Source organism: Streptomyces sp. WELS2 (genome assembly GCF_013870595.1).
Classification (GTDB): Bacteria; Actinomycetota; Actinomycetes; order Streptomycetales; family Streptomycetaceae; genus Streptomyces.
The window spans coordinates 1-1,150 of the sequence record NZ_JACBWZ010001317.1; the positions used below are offsets into that span (position 1 = coordinate 1).

Annotated in this window: 2 protein-coding genes; one reads left to right on the top strand and one right to left on the bottom strand. The window is 73.0% G+C overall.

The features are described from left to right. The coding region (locus H5J33_RS36025; protein WP_181798860.1) for an SDR family NAD(P)-dependent oxidoreductase at positions 1 to 572 on the bottom strand (572 nt) is incomplete at its 3' end. Positions 573 to 657: 85 nt separating this feature from the next. Here H5J33_RS36025 and H5J33_RS36030 point away from each other — a divergent pair. Then, positions 658 to 1,150 (top strand): YhjD/YihY/BrkB family envelope integrity protein (locus tag H5J33_RS36030; RefSeq protein ID WP_181798862.1); only part of this gene is annotated, 493 nt, incomplete at its 3' end.

The window sequence follows — 1,150 nt, forward strand, 5'->3', positions numbered from 1 at the left end:
CGCACGAAGCCGGGGCGTACGACCATCACCCGCGCGCCCGTTCCGTGCAGGGCGTCCCCGAGCCCCTGGGCGAACGCGTCCAGGCCCGCCTTGCTGGAGCCGTAGATGAAGTCGGCGCGGCGGGCGCGCTCGGCGGCGGCGGAGGACAGCACCACGAGCCACCCGTGTCCCTGGGCCTGGAGGGCGCGGCCGGCGACCAGACCCGCCGAGACGGCCCCGGTGTAGTTGGTCTGGGCGACCTGGACCGCGCGGACCGGGTCCCTCTCGTCGTGCGCCTGGTCGCCGAGGATGCCGAAGGCGAGCAGCACCATGTCGACCGGGCCGTCGGCGAACACCTTGCCGAGCACGGCCTCGTGGGTCTCGGGGGCGAGCGCGTCGAAGGCGACGGTGTGCACGTCCGCGCCGAGCGCCCGCAGGCTTCCGGCCGCGTTCTCCAGCGCGAGGGAGGGACGCCCGGCCAGCCACACCGTGCGGGTGCGGCGGGCGATCAGACGGCGCGCGGTGGCCAGCGCGATCTCGGACGTGCCGCCGAGGACGAGGAGGGACCGGGGCAGTTCGGTGGCATCGTTCATGACAGATGACCGTATCGCCCCCGTATGACCGTTCCGGCGGCGAAACGCGGTGTTGACATTCCCGCGCAGCGGGCAGAGTCGGGTCATGGACTGGCTGAAGCGGCTGCCCGGCATCGGGCCGATCGTCACCCGCCTGACGATCACCCACGCGTGGCGGAGTTACGAACGGCTGGACCGGGTGAAATGGGCCCGGCTGGCCGCCGCCATGACGTTCGTGAGCTTCGTGGCGCTGTTCCCGCTGCTGACCGTGGCCGCCGCGGTCGCCGCCGCCACCCTCAGCCCGGCCCGCCAGAAGATCGTGGAGCAGCGGATCGCGGACCAGTTCCCGGGCCTGTCCGACCAGTTGGACCTCACCTCCCTGGTGCAGAACGCGGGCACCGTCGGGATCATCGCGGGCGCGGCGCTGCTGTTCACGGGCATCGGCTGGGTCGGCCAGGTGCGGGACTGCCTGCGCGCGGTGTGGGAGCTGCCGGACCAGGGGGAGAACCCGGTGCTGGCCAAGGTGAAGGACACCGTGATCCTGCTCGGCCTCGGCGGCGCACTGCTGGTCACGCTCGCCGCCTCCACCCTCGCCTCGG